Below are 17,534 nucleotides of genomic sequence, written 5' to 3'. Positions count from 1 at the left end.
AATTAATACTTTTGCAAAGCAAAAAATACAAATTATGAGAGTTGCAGTTGTTGGCGCTACCGGAATGGTTGGCGAAGTGATGCTTAAAGTACTAAAGGAAAGGAATTTCCCAATTACGGAGCTGATTCCGGTTGCCTCAGAAAAGTCTGTCGGCAAAGAAATTGAGTTCAATGGAAAGACATACAAGGTTGTCGGGATGCAGACTGCGGTAGATATGAAAGCCGACATCGCATTGTTTTCTGCCGGAGGCGATACCTCGAAAGAATGGGCGCCGAAATTCGCTGAAGCCGGAACAACGGTCATTGATAATTCATCCGCGTGGAGAATGGATCCAACCAAGAAACTGGTTGTTCCTGAAATCAACGCCAATTTGTTGACGAAAGAAGACAAAATTATCGCGAATCCAAACTGCTCAACAATACAAATGGTGCTGGTTTTAGCACCGTTGCATAAAAAATACAACATTAAAAGGATTATCGTTTCGACGTACCAGTCCATTACAGGAACTGGTGTGAAAGCCGTTCAGCAATTGGAAAATGAATATGCCGGTGTGACCGGTGAAATGGCATACAAATATCCGATTCACCGCAATGCGATTCCGCAATGCGATGTTTTTGAAGACAACGGCTACACGAAAGAAGAGATGAAACTGGTTCGCGAAACCCGTAAGATCATTGGCGATGACAGTATCAATGTCACCGCAACAGCCGTTCGTGTCCCGATTGTGGGCGGTCACAGCGAAGCGGTCAATGTAGAGTTTACAAACGATTTTGATCTGAATGAGGTGCGCGAGATCCTGCACCATACGGATGGCGTCGTGGTCCAGGACAATATTGATACGTTTACGTATCCGATGCCGAAATATGCGCAGCACAAGGACGATGTTTTTGTAGGCAGGATCCGTCGCGATGAAAGCCAGCCGAACACGTTGAACATGTGGATTGTAGCGGATAATCTTCGTAAAGGTGCGGCCACCAACACGGTGCAGATCGCTGAGTATTTGGTGAAAAATAATCTCGTGTAAAATAACCAAGGCTTTCTCTACAGAAGGCCTTTTTTGTATTTAAATTTTGTTAAAACAGCGGTGCTTTAGACATCGGCTGATTACATTTGCTGCGATGATAAAACGACTTTCCTATATCAATGTGTGTTTTGCGCTATGCATCCTGCTTTCGATTGTTTTCCAATCGGTGCATGAAGTGACGCATTATGCTGAGATAAAAAGCGAACGCCGCTGCCTGCACAAAAACGAAGGTAAGGAGCGCCTGACGCACCAGCACCACGGACTAGATCATTGCAGCTTCTGCGATTTTGTGTTTTCGAATTTCATTTCGCCTGACATCATGCCGTTTCAAATGCTGCAACGTCCAGCAGGATTGCACGCACCTTTTCCTGATTATAAGGAAATCATTGAACATTTCCGCGGCAGCCTGTTTCAACTTCGGGGACCTCCGTCATTTAGTGTATAACTGTTTCCAGACTGCAAAATCCTTTGCAGTATTTTCTTATTTACACTAAATTCTTCAAAATGAAAAAAATATTACTGGCCCTTTTCATGGGGTCACCACTCTTGTTTTTTGCCCAAAACAGGCTGTCGGGCACCGTTACAGACAGCATCAGCCAACCGATAAAAGGCGTTTCCGTTTTCCTTCCCGATGTGCATAAATCCGCGATCACGGACGACCAGGGGCAGTACCAGTTCAACAATATTCCTTTGGGAACTTTGAAAGTCAGTTTCTCCTTTTTGGGGTACCAAACCAAAACGGCGTCGGCGTTGATAAATCCCGGCGAAAACACACTGTCTGTGACGCTTTCACAATCCGAATTTAAAATGGACGAAGTGGTGGTGTCTACGGTTTTCAACAAACTGCAATCCCAGAATGTGATGAAAGTCGAGCACAGCAGCATCAAACAGTTGCAGCATAAAGGCGCTGTAACTTTGGTCGAAGGCATTGCGACGATTCCGGGTGTTTCCCAGATTTCAACCGGTACTTCGATTGGAAAACCCGTTATCCGGGGATTAAGTGGCAACCGTGTATTGGTGTATTCGCAGGGTGTAAGGCTTGAAAACCAGCAATTCGGCGACGAACACGGATTGGGTTTAAACGACTCCGGCATCGAAAGTGTGGAAGTCATTAAAGGCCCGGCATCGCTATTGTATGGGTCCGATGCACTTGGTGGCGTATTGTATTTTAATCCTGAAAAATTTGCTGCGGCCAATACTTTTAAAGCCGATTTCGGGCAGAAACTGTTTTCGAATACGCTGGGCAGCAGCACGACGCTGGGGATGAAAACCTCGACAGAAAACCTCAAATTCCTTGCCCGTGGAAATTATACGACCCAGTCTGATTATGAAATTGCTGACGGTAAAAAAGTAACCAATACACGTTACAATGAGAGCGATTTCAAAACGGCAGTCGGCTTTAGCAATGACAACTATTCCGGTGTTTTGAGGTATAACTTCAACGCGTTGCGCCTTGGAATTCCCGAAAATGGTATTGCGGAACAGTCAAACAATAAAACGCCTGATTACCCGCGCCAAACGGTATACAACCACCTGCTCAGTTTAAACAATACGCTGTTTTTCCGGGATTCAAAACTGGACCTGGATCTGGGCTATATTTCCAATACGAGGAGCGAATTGGAAGAAAGTGCCACACCGAACCTCAAAATGCAGCTTAACACGTTCAATTACGATGCCAAATACCACCTGCCAAAAATCGGCAAAATGGAAAGTATTGTAGGGCTTCAGGGGATGCACCAATCGAATGTCAATAAAGCCGAGGAATTCCTAATTCCTGACGCTGTGACCAACGATATTGGCTTTTTCGGCACAACCAATTATGAATGGAAATCAAACGCGATTCAGGCCGGGCTACGCTATGACAACCGGAAAATCAATAGCGAGGCGCACGGGATTTCGGGCGATGAAGGCGCTTTTGATGCGATAGGACGTTCTTTTGACAGCTTTAATGCCTCTGTGGGTTATAAGACAAATTTGGCCAAGCCGGTAACGCTACGGCTTAACCTAGCATCAGGTTTCAGGGCGCCAAACCTTGCAGAACTTGCCTCAAACGGTGTTCATGAAGGTACCAACCGGTACGAGATTGGGAATAAAAACCTGAAAACGGAACAGAATGTACAAACCGACATCAACCTCGAATACAACAACAGCCATTTTGAGTTCTTTGCAAATGGTTTTTACAACCACATCAACCGATACATCTACACGTCGCCTACTGGGGAAATTCGCGAGGAAAATGAGGTATTTGAATACATTCAGAACAATGCCGCGCTATACGGCGGTGAAATTGGGTTTCACGTGCATCCACATCCGTTGGACTGGCTCCATTACGAAACCAGTTTTGAAACCGTAACGGGTAAAAAACAAGACGGAAATTACCTGCCTTTGATCCCGGCAAATAACTGGAACAATACCCTTCGTGGAGAATTCAGTGCGCTAAAATGGCTTTCAGATGGCTATGCTTCACTGAATGTTTCCCATACGTTTGCGCAGCGGAACGTGAGTGGTTTTGAAACTGCTTCAGCGGGGTACACGCTGGTCAACGTCGGTTTGGGAGGAAAGGTAAAGCTTGGAAAAAACGCATTTGACGTCAGCCTTAACGGCAACAATCTTTTTGATGAAAGATACATTGCGCATCTTTCAAGGCTCAAAACGGATGGCATCCCGAATATCGGCAGGAACATCATTTTGGGCGTGAATTTTAATTTATAGGTATTGGGTTTCAGGTGCGGGGGGTTGGTTAAGAAATAACCAACCCCCCGCACCAAACACCTAAAACCGATTATCCCCATCAAGCAGATTGCCCAATCCGCCGAGGAGGCTTCCTTCTTCGCGGCTGCTGCCTCCTGCCCGCGGTGCCGACGCGATGATCCTGTCGGCAAGCCTGCTGAATGGCAGGGATTGTACATAGACGGTTCCTGGACCGCGCAAGGTTGCAAAGAACAGGCCTTCGCCGCCGAACAGCGAATTCTTGATGCCGCCGATAAACTCGATATCATAGTCGACATCCTTTGTGAAACCAACGATACATCCGGTGTCCACTTTCAGGATTTCGCCTGACGCGAGGTCTTTCTTCGCCAGTGTTCCACCGGAATGGACAAAGGCCATGCCGTCGCCCTCTAGTTTCTGCATGATAAAACCTTCACCGCCGAAAAGTCCGCGGCCCAGTTTCTTAGAAAATTCAATGCCTACGGAAACGCCTTTTGCGGCACAAAGGAAGGAATCTTTCTGGCAGATGAATTTTCCCTGGAACTGCTGTAGATCAATAGGGATGATTTTGCCCGGATAAGGCGAGGCGAAGCACACTTTTGCTTTGCCGTAATTGTTGTTGGCATAGGCCGTCATGAAAAGGCTCTCGCCTGTCAGGACGCGTTTCCCGGCAGAAAGTAACTTCCCGAATAAGCCGGTTTGCTGGTTGGATCCGTCTCCGAAAATGGTTTCCATCTGGATGCCGTTGTCCATCATCATGAAGCTTCCCGCTTCTGCGACCACGATTTCCTGAGGGTCCAGTTCGATTTCAACATATTGCATTTCTTCACCATAAATGTGGTAGTCTATTTCGTGTGCCTGCATAATATTTATTTTTTGATTGTCTAAGTTAGTAGAATTTTCGAAAGATTGTTACGTCCCTGCTGGATGATTTTTGAAATGCGACCAATCGCCAGCCCTGATGGGAACGGCATCCTTTTTTCCCGTTCTTTAGGGAAAAAAGATATAGTGTACAGCAGGTTTATGCTCCAAAAAATCGACAATATTTTGCAAATGATTTTGCCGTGTTGCGTAAAATAGTATATTTGCCATACGATTTGGGGGATTAGCTCATTTGGCTAGAGCGCTTGCCTGGCAGGCAAGAGGTGACCGGTTCGAATCCGGTATTCTCCACAAAAAGCAGTGTCCCTTTGGCACTGCTTTTTTTATTGGCGACAAATGGCCGGTTCTCCCGAAGCTTCGGGACGGTATGCTCCACAAAAAGCAGTGTCCCTTTGGCACTGCTTTTTTTATTGGCGACAAGTGACCGGTTCTCCCGAAGCTTCGGGACGGTATGCTACACAAAAAGCAGTGTCCCTTTGGCACTGCTTTTTTTATTGGTGACAAGTGACCGGTTCTCCCGAAGCTTCGGGACGGTATGCTCCACGAAAAGCAGTGTCCCTTTGGCACTGCTTTTTTTATTGGCGACAAGTGACCGCAATATACTTTTCCAGACACATTGCCGTTTACCCATTTCCTAATCAGCTGAGACGATGGCCCCGTTGTGGAAATTTTATTTTGATGCCGTACTGTATAATCTGGGATTTACGGTGGTCTACTTTTTTGCCTTTCAGGATTTTATGGGTACGCTTCTGATATTCTGCAGCGTGGGCCCGCTGGTCAGTATCATGGGATACCGGCAGTTCAAAAAAGAACAATACGTTTTTTACCATAATCTCGGGTATTCGAAAAACCGCTTGCACCGCTTCCTATGGACGGTCAGTATCATGGCGGTGCTGCCTTTGTTTTTGTTAATTCTGGCGTTATAATAATGGCAAAACTTGAAATTGTCACCAGCAAACGGTTTGGTCAAAAATCAGTCCTTGCCAATGCTTCGCTGGAATGCGTTTCCGGGACCATTACCGGCATTTTTGGGCGAAACGGATGTGGGAAGTCGACACTACTCAAAATTATTTTTGGAACAGTGCGTGGTGATGCGGTGCAAATTAAGATTGACGACATGCGCGTTGATCCTTCGGCCATTATTCCGAAACAGCTCATTGCCTATTTGCCGCAGCACAATTTTCTTCCGAAGCATTTAAAAGTGCGGGATGTGATTCCGATGTATTATCCTGATGGCGGGTCGCAGGACCGGATTTTCTATGCCGATGGCATTTCAAAAATAGCCAACACACAAACCGGTGCGCTGTCTGCGGGTGAAATCCGGTATTTACAGCTTTTGATGGTGGGCAATCTCGCGCACCCGTTTGTGCTGTTAGACGAACCGTTTTCGATGGTGGATCCGCTGTATCGCGAACGTATTCAGGCGTATCTGCTGGCGTTGAAATCTACGAAAGGCATCATCATTACCGATCATTATTTCGAGGATGTGCTGGGTATCACCGATTTTAATTTTGTGCTGAAGGAAGGGCAACTGCTGCCTGTAAACGGGCGTGAGGATTTGTTGCGGCTGGATTATTTGCGTGGTTAATACGCGGCTGTCACCCAAAACGCAAAGCTAAGCCCATCGGCGGGATCGGCGTTCCATTTTCCCTGGCTGGCGGCGCGTGTGATCACCGGTGTTCCTTTATAATCGGCTATAAAATGCAGGCCGCCTTCGCCCAACCCTTCGATCAATTCTATGGATACAAAAAAGTCGCCTTCTGCCCAAATGTTGTAGGGTGTGAGGTCCACGTCCAACTGTCCCTTTTTCAACGTGCTTGTCACGATGATGTTTTCGCTGAGCAGGCTGTTGTTAGGGAGTCCGTCTTTCAGATCGTAAAAATTGAGCCGGAATTTCAGTTCGCGGTAGCGGTTAAAGTCAATCATAGCATGGAAAGACTTTAAGTATGTCGGTTTCTTTTTTAGCTTAATGGGCACACCGATTTCGTTTCCGAGAACATTGTTTACAAAACCTGCGGATTCGGTTTTTCTCGCGGGCATATTGCCCAGTATTCCGGTGGTCATTTTCTTTTTCTTGATCACGACTTCCTTTAGGTTGGAGGTGCTGCGTTCAAGGAACAGCACAGGATCAGTGGTGATTTTCTTCTTAAAATCGGCAGCCGGAAAAACCAATGCCTTATACCCGACCATGGAAATCCTGATCGTTTCGCCGTCAAAGCTGCTGTCGATGGCGAGCGCAAATTTGCCGTTGGCATCAGTTACGGTACCCACATTTTTATTTACGATCCCGATGTTTACATAGGCGAGGGCTTCACCAGAGGTCTTGTCCTTTACTGTGCCTGAAAATGTGGTCTGCGCATAGTTAAACGCGCTGCAAAGCAGCAAAAAGAGCACGATTGGTATTTTGTTCCGCATTACTGTTTCGTTTCGGTCTCAGCTGGCGCGGCCAAAATCGCCGGAACCTGAGTCGGGGCAGCGGTGGAGGTGGTCGCGGCTTTTGCCGGAGCAGAGCTTAACGGGGCTCCTACCGAAATATCACAGCGGTGTCCGGGTTCTCCGTGTGGTGGATTCATTCCGGGTGCTGTTTTAACGGCTTTGCCCGGCGTCATCGTGATTCCCGGCTGAATGGTTGACACGCCCGGTTTTGCGGCGGCCGCTTTTGGGGAATTCAGCGGTGCGCCTACGGCAATGTCACAACGGTGGCCCGGTTGCCCATGGGGCGGGTTCATGCCTGGCGCTGTGGCCTGTGCCGGTGCGGCGGTAGGTGTTGCCTGAACCGTTTGTGGTTGTTGCGGCATCGTTACGGTCTGTGCAGGCTGGGCGGGATTGGCTGCGGTGGTGTTCGCTTTATTGGGCGTATCGGAGCTTTCCTGCGGCATGAGTTCTTTTTTGCAGGAAACGAATAGTAATCCGGCGGCAAATAATATGGGTAAGGATCTTGACATCATAAATCGGCATTTTAATAATTTCAAATATAACTATTTTGATGGATATTTTATAAATGCAACTGGATTATGGCGCGCGATTATCCAGACTCGCTTAAACACGCACTAGTATCGCTTTAGTATCGCTTTAGTATCGCTTTAGTATCGGAGTAGTAATACACTAGTAACGCAGTATTGTCGTGGGGGTATTTGATCGATTGTGTAAGGTATTTTGATGGATGCAAGGGGATGTTGCTTTTTGGAAGGGAGGGTTGGATTGGATGGAACGACTTTACGAGCTTGTGTAAGTTCCGGAATTGTGCCTTTCAAGCCTGGCTTCTACGCTCTCCTATGTGGCACCTATATAAAACTGATTTAGCAAATTGCTATAGAGCATATAACAAAAATTCATTTTTGGCGTATAAAAAACCCCTCATAAAGAAGGGTTTAAATTCGTGGTCCCACCTGTCCCGAAGCTTCGGGAGAACCGGGGATCACCTGATTATAAGTCAGGCGCGTCTGTATTTTCTTTTTTTTTTAAATAAAAAAGCCTCCCATTTCTGAAAGGCTTTTGTGGTCCCACCTGGGCTCGAACCAGGGACCACCTGATTATGAGTCAGGTGCTCTAACCAGCTGAGCTATAGGACCGGTTAGGAGGTGCAATATTACCACTAATTTTTTTTCGTTGCAAGTGTTTTTCCGGATTTTACTCCAGCCCGGCTGCTAACTGTAACTGCGCCTGTTTGCTACACTATTTCCTGGCAAAGCTCGATCAATACGCCATTGGTGCTTTTGGGGTGCAGGAATGCCACGAGCTTGTTGTCGGCGCCTTTTTTGGGTGTTTCGTTCAGGACCACAAATCCTTCGCCTTTGAGCCGCGCAATTTCCGAGACGATATCTTCAACATCAAACGCGATGTGGTGGATGCCTTCGCCTTTCTTTTCCAGGAATTTCGCAATCGGGCTTTCCGGGTTGGTGGCCTCCAGCAGTTCGATCTTATTGGGTCCATTCATGAAAAATGACGTCTTTACGCCTTCACTTGCGACCTCTTCGGTTTTATAGGCCGGAGCGCCAAACAATTTCTCAAACACGCCATTCGAAATGTCAAGGCTGTTTACGGCGATGCCAATGTGTTCTATTTTTCTCATCTTCGAAGTTTAAAGTCCGTGACGCGAAAATAACTAACAATTAATAATTAACAGTTAATAATTAATAATGATTTGGTGGGATGGTTTCTATCGGTGGTCTTTCAGACTTTCAGACTTTCCGACTTTCGGACTTTCAGACTTAAATCGTACCTTTGCGGCATGGAAACGAACAGACAGAAAAAAATAGGCGGGGTATTGCAACAGGATTTGGTGGATATCCTACAGGGAGAAATTCGCAAAAACGGCATCAGTAACCTTGTCATTTCGGTATCGAAAGTCAATGTCACCAGCGATCTTTCTGTGGCCAGTGTGCACCTCAGCATTTTCCCGCAGGAGAAGGCCGCCGAGACCCTGGCTGCCATCAAATCGAATGGCCCGCTGATCAAACATGATTTGGCGCAGCGTGTAAAAATGCAACTGCGTAAGGTCCCGAACCTGACGTTTTACCTCGACGACTCACTGGACTACATAGAAAAAATCGACAATGCGCTTTCAAAGAAGGAAAACCCGATCGAGAACCGGGATTTGCTCGAGCGCCGTAAAAAATCCTGAGTTGAATTTCCCGTTTTACATCGCCCGGCGGTACCTGAAAAGCGTCAGCAAAAACAACGCCATCAATATCATCAACCGCATCGCGTCGGTTGGGATCATTACGGGCTCCGCGGCTTTGTTTATTGTACTTTCGGTATTCAGCGGGCTCGTGGATTTCAGCCTTTCCTTTTCAAACACCCTCGATCCCGATATTAAGGCCGAAGCCATTTCGGGAAAATCCTTTTTTATTTCACCAAAACAACAGGCAGAATTGCAGCGCGTCAATGGGGTTTGTGCATTCAGCAAGGTCATTGAAGAACGGGTTTTGTTTGTTTTCGACCAAAAATCTGAATTTACTTATATCAAGGGCGTCGACAGTTTGTTCAACAATGTCAGTACGGTACAGAAAAGCGTTGTCGATGGCGGATGGCTTGAACCGGAAAGCAACGAGGCCGTCATCGGTTACGGCATTTACGAGAAATTGTCAGTGGGCGTGGGGGAAATGACCCGCCCGCTTGAAATTTACGCACCAAAACCCGGGAAAGGCCTTATCGAAAATCCCGAAGACGCGTTTCGGAAAACCGCTGTGGTGCCGGTCGGCGTCTATGCCATCAGTGAGGAACTCGATTCGAAATATGTTTTTACGGATTTTAGTGTCGCTTCAGAACTATTGGGCTATCAACCCAACCAGGTTTCGGCCATTGAACTTAAATTGTGCGATGGCGCCAATGAGGCTGCCGTAATCGGTTCGATGCAAAAGATTTTTGGCAACAAACTGCTCATCCGGAACCGCGCGCAGCTGAACGATTCGCTTTACAAAATGCTCCGCACCGAGAATCTCGCGATTTATTTGATCTTTACGCTCGTAATCATCTTGATCCTGTTTGCCTTTTCCGGCGCGATCATCATGATGGTACTGGATAAAAAAGCCAATCTGAAGACGCTGTACAACCTGGGGGCCGAAGTGCGGGACTTGCGTAAGATCTTTTTGCTGCAGGGCACGTTGCTGTGTGTCATAGGCGGCACGATTGGTATCTCGATAGGAAGTGCCGTGGTGTTGCTGCAACAACATTACAAATGGGTGATGATTACGGAAACGCTGGCCTATCCTGTCGTCTTTTCGATTACAAACATCCTGATTGTCCTGGGAACCATCGTTTCACTGGGTTTCCTGGCCTCGTTAATCGCCTCTGGCAGGGTCAGCAAAAAACTGCTGGAGCAATAAAAAAAACGGACCACTTTTCCGCGATCCGTTTTCACTTATTAAAAAAATCTAAAATTCTTGTTTTTTATTTCTCAAGCGCATACCTCCTGGCCACTTCGGTCCAGTTGATTACGTTAAAAAACGCTTCAATATAATCGGGCCTCCTGTTTTGATAATTCAGGTAATACGCATGTTCCCAAACGTCCATGCCCAGGATTGGCGTACCACCGCAGCCTACATCGGGCATTAACGGATTGTCCTGATTCGGTGTGCCGCATACTTCAAGCTTTCCGCCTTTGTGTACGCAAAGCCATGCCCATCCAGACCCAAACTGGGTTGCGCCCGCCTTAGCGAATTTGGCCTTGAACTCGTCAAAACTATCAAAATCCCGTTCAATAGCCGCGAGCAGGTCGCCTGTGGGCTTTCCACCGCCGTTTGGCGCCATCACTGTCCAAAAAAGGTTGTGGTTGTAAAAACCACCGCCATTGTTACGCACAGCAGCATTTTTCTTGTCAAGATTAATCAGGATATTTTCTATCGTCAGGCCTTCCAAATCCGTTCCTGCAATTGCAGCGTTTAAATTCGTAGTATACGCATTGTGGTGTTTGGTGTGGTGTATTTCCATCGTACGCGCATCGATATGCGGTTCCAGCGCATCATAGGCATACGGCAATTTTGGTAATTCAAAAGCCATAAATTGTTGTTTTAAGGTTTATAATCAGAAATCAAATTTAAACATTTAACTTTGGAAAAGGAAATACTATTTGGTTATAATTGAATTAAAATAACTGATAGGAGCTGTATCCCGTTTTCCGCTCATATCTTTTCTTTTTTAAGAAAAAAAGAAAAGGATATCCGCTGCAACCGGGGCTAGGGTCCAGTAGTAAAATAACAACATTCCCTCCATGCAAAAACCTTCTTTTTCGCTGTATGACGCCTCGGCAGGATCGGGAAAAACCTATACGCTTGTCAAGGAATACCTGAAGATCATCCTGACCTCAGAAAAGAATGACGCCTACCGCAACATTCTCGCCATCACGTTTACGAACAAAGCGGTACACGAAATGAAATCGCGTATCGTGGACAGCCTGTCGGAATTTGCAAAAGACGAACCTTCAGAAAAGGCCATGGCGCTTATGGAAACGATCGCGGGGGAAACCAGCCTTTCCGTGACCGCGATAAAACAAAAGGCGCAGCAGATTATCCGGCACCTGATCCACAATTATGCGGCTTTTGACATTTCAACGATTGATAAATTTACGCATAAAGTCATCCGCGCGTTTGCACACGACCTCAATCTTCCCGTCACTTTTGAAGTGACCCTGGACACCGAAAGCCTTTTGACCGAAGCGGTGGATACGATTATTGCACGCGCCGGCGAGGATGAAACGCTTACCAAGCTGCTCGTCGATTTTACGATGGAAAAAACCGACGACGACAAAAGCTGGGACATTTCACGCGAGATCCTTGAAACCGGGCGGTTGGCACTGAATGAAAACAACCGGCACGAAATCGTCCACTTCAATGACAAGACGATTCCGGAATTTATTGCCATCAAAAATAAACTGATCGAAGGCATTCAGGAACTTGAAGCAGATTGTGTCGCATTTGCCGGGACAGCATTAGAAATACTCAAAAATAACGGCATCGATTCCGCTTCTTTTTCAGGCGGCTATTTTCCAAAACATATTGAAGGAATCCGCGAGGGACGCTTCAATCCGAAAAACAAGACCTACCACGAACCGGACGACATCCGCATTAATAAAACAGCAAAGGACCGGCACCTCATCGAAAATTACATTCCGGAATGGCTGGGCATCCTTTCGCAAATCTATAAGAATTACGGAAAAATTGATTTTTATCGCGCATTCCTGAAAAACATCACGCCGTTGTCGCTCTTAAACACCGTCAGCCAACAGCTGGCCGATATACAGAAAGAACAAAACGTGTTGTCGATTGCTGAATTTAACGCCATTATCCACCGCGAAATCCAAAACCAGCCGGCGCCGTTTATTTACGAAAGGCTGGGGGAGCGGTACCGCCATTTTTTTATAGACGAGTTCCAGGACACATCTGAAATGCAGTGGCAGAACTTGATTCCGCTGATTGACAACGCGCTTTCCGGCCAGGATGAGTTTGGCCAAAAAGGCACATTGATGATTGTCGGTGACCCAAAACAATCGATTTACCGCTGGCGGGGCGGAAAGGCGGAACAGTTTATCGAATTGGGAAAAGCACACAATCCGTTTAACAATCCTGACAAAGCGCTTTTTTCGCTCGACACGAATTGGCGCAGTTATTCACAGGTAATCGATTTCAATAATGATTTTTTTAAATTCCTTTCGGAAGCATTTGAGCATCCCGATTACCGTGCTTTATATGAGCAGAAGAGTTTCCAGAAAAGCAACCATAAAACGGGCGGCTATGTCAATATTTCATTTGTTTCCGACACCTCGGCAGCCGACGAGGATGCGCCGGAAAAAAATGATTTGTACGTAAAAGCCACTTTAGACACGATCAACAAAGTTCGTGCGCTTGGGTTTCACTACAATGACATCGCCATACTCACCCGAAAACGCGGACAAGGCGTGGCGGTGGCGGATTTTCTTACCGAGAATGACATTCCGCTGCTTTCTTCCGAAACGCTCTTGATTGGGAATGCCGCCGAAGTGCGCCTGATCATCAGCGTGCTGAAATACCTGCGAAACGGGAAAGACCTTGAAGCTAAAGCGCAATGGCTGGTGTTTGTTGCCGGAAATCTCCAGCAAAACTTACCCGTTCATGACTTTGTCGCGGAAGGAATGGCCCTGGACACCGAAACGGAATTTGAAACCTGGCTTTCCGGAACCGGGATTTCAATGGTATTCCAGGAGGTTCGGCGCAAATCGCTGTATGAAGCCGTAGAGATTATTATCGCCCGGTTTTTACACAAGAAACACAATGCCTACATACAGTATTTCCTGGACATCGTGCTGGAAAGGGATGTACGGGGGCAGGCCGGCATTTCTGATTTTCTCGAGTACTGGGAAAAAAATGCGGAGAAATTCAGCATTCCGTCCCCCGAAGGAAGTGCCGCGGTGCGCATCATGACAATCCATAAGTCCAAAGGGCTGGAATTTCCGGTTGTGATCATGCCTTTTGCGGAAGAGGATTACAGCCGCAAACCGAAAGAGAAACTTTGGCTTGAAACAGAGGAGGATGTCATCGGGCTGCCAAAAGCTTTGGTAGATAACAGCAGTGCAGTCGATGGTTTTGGTGAAAATGCATCAATCGTTTACCAACAGAAAAGACAGGAAGAATTGCTGGATAATGTCAATGTACTGTATGTGGCATTGACCCGCGCAGAAGAGCAGCTTTACATTATTTCGGGTAAAAATATCAATGCAAAAGGGGAGGTGAAGGCCAATGATATGTCTTCGTTTTTTGTAAACTACCTCATCCGGAAAAATCTTTTCGAGGAGCAAACCAATGAATATCATTTTGGAACGCCATCAAAGCTTTCTATTGCAACCGTCAAAAAAGAAGACAACCAGGTTATCGAAACAGTAGGGGAGTCGTTGAATATGGCCGATATCAGGATTGCGCAGCGCGAAGCCGTGATGTGGGGTACCAAACAACAGGAATCAATAGCATATGGAAATCTTGTCCACGAAATCTTGTCAGAGATCCGCACCAAAAAGGATGTGGCCATTGCAGTGGATAAAGCCGTTAGCGAAGGGTTGATTACCAATGCGCAGCAGGAAACGGTGCGGCAAACCATCCTGTCGATCATCGACCATCCTGAGATGACAGCGTTCTTTTCAGGTGAAAACAAAATCCTGAATGAGCAGGCCATTATCCGCAAAGAAGGAACGCTGATTAAACCTGACCGAATGGTGGTTACGCCGCAAAAAGAAGTTATGCTGCTCGATTACAAGACCGGTGCCCATCAGCCAAAATATAAACTTCAACTCGAAAATTACGAACAGGCGATTGAAAAAATGGGCTATAAAGTCACAAAAAAAATATTGGCTTATATCGGGGATGTTACAGAAGTGGTAACTTTGTAGCTGTTAGCTGTTAGCTGTTAGCTGTTAGCTGTTAGCTGTTAGCTGTTAGCAGTTAGCAGTTAGCAGTTAGACTTGTGACTTGTGACTTGAGACTTTAGACTTTAGACTTTAGACTTTAGACCTTAAACTTTAAAAAATAACGAATATATCATGTACGGAAAAATCAAAGATTACCTGCAAAGTGAGCTGCAGGCCATTGAAGACAACGGAATTTTTAAGAAAGAACGCATTATTACTTCTCCGCAGGGTGCTGAAATTACGGTTTCCACCGGGGAGACGGTGTTGAATTTCTGTGCCAACAATTACCTCGGATTGTCGTCGCATCCTGAAGTGATTCAGGCTGCTAAAGATGCATTGGATACGCATGGTTTCGGTATGTCGTCTGTACGATTTATCTGCGGGACACAGGACATACACAAAACGCTGGAGCAAAAAATCGCAGAATTTTATGGTACAGAAGACACCATCTTGTATGCGGCTGCTTTTGATGCCAATGGCGGGGTTTTCGAGCCGCTGTTTAACGAGCAGGACGCGATAATTTCTGACAGCTTAAACCACGCTTCGATCATTGATGGTGTGCGTTTGTGCAAGGCAGCGCGCTACCGATACGAAAACAGCAACATGGAAGACCTCGAACAGCAATTGATTAAAGCCAATGAAGCTGGCGCCAGGTTTAAGATTATCGTTACCGACGGCGTATTTTCGATGGATGGTCTGGTAGCGCCTTTGGATAAAATATGTGACCTTGCTGACCAGTATGACGCAATGGTCATGGTAGATGAGTGTCATGCGGCAGGATTTATCGGCGCGACCGGCAAAGGCACATTGGAGGCGAAAGGCGTTATGGGACGTGTGGATATCATCACCGGGACTTTAGGAAAAGCCTTGGGCGGCGCGATGGGCGGTTACACGACGGGTAAAAAGGAAATTATCGAATTGCTGCGCCAGCGCTCAAGACCTTATCTGTTTTCCAATTCTCTGGCGCCCGCCATTGTCGGCGCGTCGATCAAGGTGTTTGAATTACTGGAGAAAGACACTTCGCTGCGTGACAAACTGGAATGGAACACGAATTACTTTAAAGAGGGTATGAAAAAGGCTGGTTTTGATATTATTGATGGCGACTCCGCTATCGTTCCTGTGATGCTTTATGATGCGAAACTTTCGCAAAACATGGCCAATGAACTTTTAAAGAAAGGCATTTATGTGATCGGGTTCTTTTTCCCGGTAGTTCCTAAGGAAAAGGCACGAATCAGGGTACAACTGTCCGCGGCTCATAATCAGGAGCATCTCGATAAAGCGATAAAAGCATTTACGGAAGTTGGAACGTCGCTTGGGGTTATATAATTTTTTTGATTTGTTATAAAATATAAATTTTATAGTATTTTTCAGCGTTTTTTTTAACATCATATTTTGTAGTTATCTATTAACCGCTTACTTTTGCTCCATATTTAACGATGATAAATCAAATAAAAACAAGTATGAAAAATCTAAACAAAATTTTTGCTGCTGCCTTGTTGCTTCTTGGATTAAGTTCTCAGGCACAGGATGCTGACAACCCATGGGCAATTTCCTTTGGTGTTAATGCAGTTGACACAAGGACCAGCGCCGGTGACAAAGACTTCTTTGCCCATTTTGATCAGCCTTTCCACGTGAAAGATAATTGGAACATCCTTCCATCGGTTTCGTACCTGAACGTTTCAAAGTACATGGGTGGTGGGTTCACCTTTGGTGTAACCGGATCGATTAACAAAATCGACAAATTGGTTTACCGTTCGGAACTAAATCCAAAAGATTTCGAAGTTAGAAATCCTGGAGATTTAACTTACTATGCTGCTGATGCTGTGATCAAATACAGCTTTATGAACTTAATCGGTTCTAAAGTAATTGATCCTTCATTACATGTTGGTGGTGGTTATACCTGGATGGGAGACTACGAAACGGGAACTGCAAATGGTGGTCTTGGTTTGACTTTCTGGTTCTCTGAAACTGTTGGTCTTTCTTTGCAGTCTACTTATAAGCATTCTTTCGAGGATCACGATGACAGGGCGGTTGGCGTTCCTGGACACATCCAGCACTTTGCAGGTCTTACTTTCAAATTTGGAGGAAAAGATACTGACGGGGATGGAATCTATGACAAATACGATGCTTGTCCTGAGCAAGCTGGCCCAAAAGAACTTAACGGATGCCCTGATACTGACGGTGACGGTGTTCTTGATAAAGATGATGCTTGTGTTACTGAGGCTGGTTTAGCTCAATTCCAAGGTTGTCCAGACAGAGATTCTGACGGTATCGCTGATAAAGATGATGCTTGTCCAGATGAAGCTGGTCTTAAGACTTTCGGAGGCTGCCCAGATACTGACGGTGATGGTGTTCAGGATAAAGATGACAAATGTGTTACTGTAAAAGGTCCTAAAGAAAACAAAGGTTGCCCATGGCCAGATACTGACGGAGACAGCGTTCTTGATAAAGATGACAAATGTCCAGACGTAAAAGGTACTGTTGCCAACAATGGTTGTCCTGAAATCTCTGAAGAGCAAATCAATAAATTGAATGCTTACGCTAAAACAATCCTTTTCAACAGTGGTAAATCTACTTTCAAACAGGAAACTTATGCTGTACTTCAGTCAATCACTGCAATCCTGAAAGAATATCCTTCTTCTAAATTCAGCATTGAAGGTCACACAGACAGCGATGGTAAAGATGCCATGAACCAGAAATTATCTGAAGACAGAGCTGCTGCCGTTAAAAATTACCTGATTGAAAACGGAATCGGTACTGAGAGATTATCTTCTGCTGGTTTTGGTGAGTCTAAACCAATTGACTCTAACAAAACTGCTGCTGGAAAAGCCAACAACAGAAGGGTAGAAGTGAAATTGATCAAGTAATTTCTTTCTCCTAAATAATTTAAGAAACGCCTCGATTTATCGGGGCGTTTTTTTATTTTTATGCCATGCAGCAAAACTCCTTTCTCCATAAGCTGGCGGCAGTAATCTTAAAGGATTATGCTGAAAATCTCACCGAAACGACGATTATCCTTCCCAATAAAAGGGCCAAGGTGTTCCT

The 17,534-nt window shown here is 45.8% G+C and carries 16 protein-coding genes and 2 tRNA genes; 11 read left to right on the top strand and 7 right to left on the bottom strand.

What is annotated here, in order from left to right; translation table 11 throughout:
* Positions 1 to 34: 34 nt before the first annotated feature.
* From CFE23_RS04655 to CFE23_RS04645, 3 genes are all read left to right on the top strand, one after another.
* A complete protein-coding gene (locus CFE23_RS04655; RefSeq protein ID WP_291084741.1) occupies positions 35 to 1,024 on the top strand; it encodes an aspartate-semialdehyde dehydrogenase in 990 nt (329 codons plus the stop codon).
* Positions 1,025 to 1,118: 94 nt separating this feature from the next.
* Positions 1,119 to 1,469, top strand: a complete 351-nt coding sequence (locus CFE23_RS04650) for a hypothetical protein (RefSeq protein WP_291084738.1) — start codon at positions 1,119 to 1,121, stop codon at positions 1,467 to 1,469.
* Positions 1,470 to 1,528: 59 nt separating this feature from the next.
* A complete protein-coding gene (locus CFE23_RS04645; protein WP_291084735.1) occupies positions 1,529 to 3,736 on the top strand; it encodes a TonB-dependent receptor in 2,208 nt (735 codons plus the stop codon).
* A 60-nt stretch (positions 3,737 to 3,796) separates the two neighbouring features.
* Here the strand turns inward: CFE23_RS04645 and CFE23_RS04640 are convergent, their stop codons facing one another.
* On the bottom strand, positions 3,797 to 4,597 hold the full coding sequence (locus CFE23_RS04640; protein WP_291084732.1) for a TIGR00266 family protein: 801 nt from the start codon (positions 4,595 to 4,597) through the stop codon (positions 3,797 to 3,799).
* Positions 4,598 to 4,832: 235 nt separating this feature from the next.
* Here CFE23_RS04640 and CFE23_RS04635 point away from each other — a divergent pair.
* A tRNA-Ala gene (locus CFE23_RS04635) sits at positions 4,833 to 4,906 on the top strand.
* Positions 4,907 to 5,069: 163 nt separating this feature from the next.
* Here the strand turns inward: CFE23_RS04635 and CFE23_RS04630 are convergent.
* Positions 5,070 to 5,246: a hypothetical protein gene (locus CFE23_RS04630; RefSeq protein WP_291084730.1), complete on the bottom strand. Its 177-nt coding sequence runs from the start codon at positions 5,244 to 5,246 to the stop codon at positions 5,070 to 5,072.
* Positions 5,247 to 5,265: 19 nt separating this feature from the next.
* On the opposite strand from CFE23_RS04630, the gene CFE23_RS04625 reads away from it, so the two are divergent.
* Both CFE23_RS04625 and CFE23_RS04620 read left to right on the top strand, forming a co-directional pair.
* Positions 5,266 to 5,541 (top strand): hypothetical protein, encoded by a 276-nt coding sequence (locus tag CFE23_RS04625; RefSeq protein ID WP_291084728.1) that lies wholly within the window; start codon positions 5,266 to 5,268, stop codon positions 5,539 to 5,541.
* A gap of 2 nt (positions 5,542 to 5,543) precedes the next feature.
* On the top strand, positions 5,544 to 6,203 hold the full coding sequence (locus CFE23_RS04620; protein WP_291084725.1) for an ATP-binding cassette domain-containing protein: 660 nt from the start codon (positions 5,544 to 5,546) through the stop codon (positions 6,201 to 6,203).
* Here the strand turns inward: CFE23_RS04620 and CFE23_RS04615 are convergent.
* The 4 genes from CFE23_RS04615 to mce all read right to left on the bottom strand — a co-directional run bounded on the left by CFE23_RS04615 (position 6,200) and on the right by mce (position 8,687).
* A complete protein-coding gene (locus CFE23_RS04615; protein WP_291084722.1) occupies positions 6,200 to 7,030 on the bottom strand; it encodes a carboxypeptidase-like regulatory domain-containing protein in 831 nt (276 codons plus the stop codon). The genes CFE23_RS04620 and CFE23_RS04615 overlap by 4 nt on opposite strands.
* On the bottom strand, positions 7,030 to 7,563 hold the full coding sequence (locus CFE23_RS04610) for a hypothetical protein (protein WP_291084719.1): 534 nt from the start codon (positions 7,561 to 7,563) through the stop codon (positions 7,030 to 7,032). Before CFE23_RS04610 ends, CFE23_RS04615 begins: the two co-directional genes overlap by 1 nt.
* A gap of 550 nt (positions 7,564 to 8,113) precedes the next feature.
* Positions 8,114 to 8,187: transfer RNA gene (locus CFE23_RS04605), tRNA-Ile, on the bottom strand.
* Between the two features lie 98 nt (positions 8,188 to 8,285).
* Positions 8,286 to 8,687 carry a methylmalonyl-CoA epimerase gene (gene mce / locus CFE23_RS04600; RefSeq protein ID WP_291084716.1) on the bottom strand — a complete coding sequence of 134 codons (402 nt, stop codon included), beginning with the start codon at positions 8,685 to 8,687 and terminating at the stop codon, positions 8,286 to 8,288.
* A gap of 159 nt (positions 8,688 to 8,846) precedes the next feature.
* On the opposite strand from mce, the gene rbfA reads away from it, so the two are divergent.
* Positions 8,847 to 9,239: a 30S ribosome-binding factor RbfA gene (gene rbfA / locus CFE23_RS04595; protein ID WP_291084713.1), complete on the top strand. Its 393-nt coding sequence runs from the start codon at positions 8,847 to 8,849 to the stop codon at positions 9,237 to 9,239.
* Positions 9,172 to 10,443: an FtsX-like permease family protein gene (locus CFE23_RS04590; protein WP_363331550.1), complete on the top strand. Its 1,272-nt coding sequence runs from the start codon at positions 9,172 to 9,174 to the stop codon at positions 10,441 to 10,443. Before rbfA ends, CFE23_RS04590 begins: the two co-directional genes overlap by 68 nt.
* 64 nt (positions 10,444 to 10,507) lie before the next feature.
* On the opposite strand, the gene CFE23_RS04585 is transcribed toward CFE23_RS04590, so the two are convergent.
* Positions 10,508 to 11,116 carry a superoxide dismutase gene (locus CFE23_RS04585; RefSeq protein ID WP_291084710.1) on the bottom strand — a complete coding sequence of 203 codons (609 nt, stop codon included), beginning with the start codon at positions 11,114 to 11,116 and terminating at the stop codon, positions 10,508 to 10,510.
* A 211-nt stretch (positions 11,117 to 11,327) separates the two neighbouring features.
* Here CFE23_RS04585 and CFE23_RS04580 point away from each other — a divergent pair, with 211 nt between their 5' ends.
* The 3 genes from CFE23_RS04580 (at position 11,328) to CFE23_RS04570 (ending at position 17,356) form a co-directional block, all read left to right on the top strand.
* Positions 11,328 to 14,471, top strand: coding sequence for a UvrD-helicase domain-containing protein (locus CFE23_RS04580; RefSeq protein ID WP_291084707.1), 3,144 nt, complete (start codon positions 11,328 to 11,330; stop codon positions 14,469 to 14,471).
* Between the two features lie 150 nt (positions 14,472 to 14,621).
* Positions 14,622 to 15,815 carry a glycine C-acetyltransferase gene (kbl, locus tag CFE23_RS04575; protein WP_291084704.1) on the top strand — a complete coding sequence of 398 codons (1,194 nt, stop codon included), beginning with the start codon at positions 14,622 to 14,624 and terminating at the stop codon, positions 15,813 to 15,815.
* Positions 15,816 to 15,949: 134 nt separating this feature from the next.
* Entirely contained in the window at positions 15,950 to 17,356 is a 1,407-nt protein-coding gene (locus tag CFE23_RS04570; protein ID WP_291084702.1) for an OmpA family protein, read from the top strand.
* Positions 17,357 to 17,534: the final 178 nt, after the last annotated feature.

This window comes from Flavobacterium sp. BFFFF1, from assembly GCF_002256285.1.
In the GTDB taxonomy this organism is placed as follows: domain Bacteria; phylum Bacteroidota; class Bacteroidia; order Flavobacteriales; family Flavobacteriaceae; genus Flavobacterium.
Note: the sequence above shows the minus strand (reverse complement) of the source record. Positions and strands in the feature narration are given on the sequence as shown.